Annotated in this window: 3 protein-coding genes; all 3 read right to left on the bottom strand. The window is 45.9% G+C overall.

The window, feature by feature from the left end; all coding sequences use genetic code 11:
* Positions 1-177 precede the first annotated feature (177 nt).
* Positions 178-909 carry a 2-C-methyl-D-erythritol 4-phosphate cytidylyltransferase gene (ispD, locus tag WJ238_RS06975; RefSeq protein ID WP_316268251.1) on the bottom strand — a complete coding sequence of 244 codons (732 nt, stop codon included), beginning with the start codon at positions 907-909 and terminating at the stop codon, positions 178-180.
* Between the two features lie 26 nt (positions 910-935).
* On the bottom strand, positions 936-1,967 hold the full coding sequence (tsaD, locus tag WJ238_RS06970; RefSeq protein WP_230106942.1) for a tRNA (adenosine(37)-N6)-threonylcarbamoyltransferase complex transferase subunit TsaD: 1,032 nt from the start codon (positions 1,965-1,967) through the stop codon (positions 936-938).
* A 63-nt stretch (positions 1,968-2,030) separates the two neighbouring features.
* Positions 2,031-2,934: ribonuclease Z (locus WJ238_RS06965; protein WP_337606524.1), on the bottom strand; the 904-nt coding region annotated here is incomplete at its 5' end.

The following is a 2,934-nucleotide window of genomic DNA, read 5'->3' as shown; positions in this document are numbered from 1 at the left end:
TGCGGACAAACGGTTTTCAAGACCGCCTCGTTATGACCACTTCGATACCTCTCCACAATTTTTATCATTTTCCGCTCATCAGCGACGAATGTTATTTTATCACACAAAGAAATTAGCGTCAATATAAAATTTAAGTTTTTTTACCTTTTTGTCTATTTTATCCTTTTCTCACCTATGTTACTGCTTTTCAGCGTCAAAACAACGTCTGGCAAAAACTTCTGCAATCTCCAGATCTTCCGGTGTCGTAATCTTTATATTCTCATAACTCCCCTCTGTCATCCGCACAGGAAGATGCAGTTCCTGTTCCACTGCCATTGCATCATCTGTGGCTGTGATCTGTTCTTTTTCCATCATGCGGCTGTAGGCTTCTATAATAATAGAAGCTTCAAAAACCTGCGGAGTCTGCACGATCCACATTCGGTCTCTTGGGGGAGTTTCGCTGGCAAACCCTTCTTCATCTGCTATTTTGATCGTATCTTTGCTGGGCATTCCTACAACACAGGCCCCATACTTCTCCACATCACGCTGCGCTCTTTTTATTATCTCTTCTGTTATGAACGGTCTGGCGCTGTCGTGGATGTAAACATAATTTCCTTCCGTCCGATTCTCCTCCCGTATTGCCTTCAGTCCTTCCCACACAGAATGATATCTCTCCCGGCCGCCTTCCACAACCTTGCGGATCTTCTGAAAATCCCATTTATTCAGAAACTCATTTTTGACATATTCCACCTGACCGCTTCCTACAACCAAAATAATGTCATCAATAATTTCCGACTGTTCAAACGCATACAGGGAATAATATAAAACCGGCTTTCCCAGAATATCCAGATACTGCTTGCTGGTTTTCGTTCCCATCCGCTTGCCCTGACCGCCAGCCAGCACAATTGCGGTACATCTTCTCTCTCTCATTTCTTTTTCCTCCCGGCCGGAAAACATTATACTCTTTCTCCCAGCTTCAGGTTCGGCACAGCGTTCAGATCCCACCCATGCCTTGTCCCATTCATAAATTCATAATATGCTGCAACACCGATCATCGCTGCATTGTCGGTGCAGTATATCGGAGAGGGATAATAAAATTCCACGCCTTTTTCTTTGCAGGCCTCTGCCATCGCTGCTCTAAGGGCACTGTTGGATGCAACACCTCCGGCGATCGCAAATTTTCTGTCTCCATATTCTTCCACCGCATGCATAGCATTCCCCACCAGCACATCTGTGACCGCTTTCTGAAAAGACGCTGCGATATCCGCCTGACTGTACTCTTCGCCTTTCATTTTGCATCCGTTAATATAATTCAGTACGGCAGATTTCACTCCACTGAAACTGAAATCATAAGGCGCTTCTTCTATATGTGCTCTTGGAAATACAATAGCTTCCGGATTCCCTTCTCTGGATACCTTATCTATCTTGGGTCCACCCGGATATCCGAGACCAATGGCGCGGGCCACTTTGTCAAAAGCTTCCCCGGCCGCGTCATCCCTTGTACGCCCGATGATTTTAAATTTTCCATAATCCTCCACATGTACAAGATGAGTATGCCCTCCCGAAACTACAAGGCAGAGGAACGGCGGTTCCAAATCCGGATGCTCTATATAGTTTGCCGCTATATGTCCTTCTATATGATGCACTCCTACCAAAGGCTTTTTTGCCGCATAAGCAATGGCTTTCGCCTCAGCTACTCCCACAAGAAGAGCCCCTACCAATCCGGGACCGTAAGTCACTCCCACTGCATCGATATCTTCCAGGGTAACCTGGGCCTGTTTTAATGCTTCCTCAATTACCTGATTGATTTTTTCAATATGCTTTCTGGAAGCAATCTCCGGAACTACTCCTCCATACAGCGTGTGAAGGGCAATCTGCGAAGAAATAATATTGGAAAGGATTTCTCTTCCATTTTTCACAACCGACGCTGCTGTCTCATCACAGGAGCTTTCGATCGCAAGAATTAAGGTGTCTTTCTTTTCATTCATTTATTGCTTTTAACCTCCGATTTATGCCAATACACCCCGGAATCTCCCGGCGGCCGCCTGTATTTATTCATCATCTGAAAATGTAAGCTCCAGCGTCCTTTTATCCTTTGCCGCTATCGAGTTTGGGAAAATCTCTCTGACTTCATCCATAAATTCTTCGGGATGATTCAGCGACGGACTGTAGTGAGTGAGCCACATTTCTTTTACCTCCGCCTCTTTTGCAAGACGGGCGGCTTCATAAAATGTCATGTGTTTATATTCTTTTGCCTTTTTCAGCTTATCCTTTTCTCCGTACATTCCCTCGCATATAAAAAGATCCGATTTTCTCGCATTTACCCGGATAGAATCTGTGGGGCGCGTATCTGTACAGTATGTCACTTTCAGCCCTTTTCTCGCCGGTCCGAGAACCATATCCGGAGTCAGGATATTTCCATCCTCCTCTATCGTTTCTCCTCTTTGCAGTATCCCCCAGTACTTTTTAGGGATGCCCGCACTCTGTGCACGGTCTACATCAAATTTTCCTGCCCGGTCTATTTCCAATGTGTAACCGTAACAAATGACATTATGGTTCACGCGGAATGCTTTCAGCCGGTATCCGTTCATTTCCAGCGTCTGCTCCGGCTCCGTGATCTCAATAAATTTCAGTTTAAAGGGAAGTTCCGGCGCAATCACTCTCAACGAATTTACAACTCTTTCCAACCCTTTTGGTCCTACCAAAGTCAACGGATCTGTCCGGTCTGCATTTCCCATTGTCAGCAAAAGTCCCGGCAGTCCGCTGATGTGGTCTCCATGGTAGTGCGTAAAACAGATGACATCAATCGGTTTAAAGCTCCAACCTTTTTCTTTCACGGCAATCTGTGTCCCTTCGCCGCAGTCAATCAAAAGACTGCTGCCGTTGTAGCGAACCATCAACGCTGTCAGCCAGCGATAAGGGAGGGGCATCATCCCTCCCGTTCCAAGCAAACAT

The sequence above is a fragment of the Claveliimonas sp. genome, from assembly GCF_037273965.1.
Classification (GTDB): Bacteria; Bacillota; Clostridia; order Lachnospirales; family Lachnospiraceae; genus Claveliimonas; species Claveliimonas bilis.
Note: the sequence above shows the minus strand (reverse complement) of the source record. Positions and strands in the feature narration are given on the sequence as shown.

Bases quoted from the DNA above. Each gene is read 5' to 3' on its own strand.
- ispD (WP_316268251.1), bottom strand. From the start codon at position 909: ATGAGAGAGAGAAGATGTACCGCAATTGTGCTGGCTGGCGGTCAGGGC.
- tsaD (WP_230106942.1), bottom strand. From the start codon at position 1,967: ATGAATGAAAAGAAAGACACCTTAATTCTTGCGATCGAAAGCTCCTGT.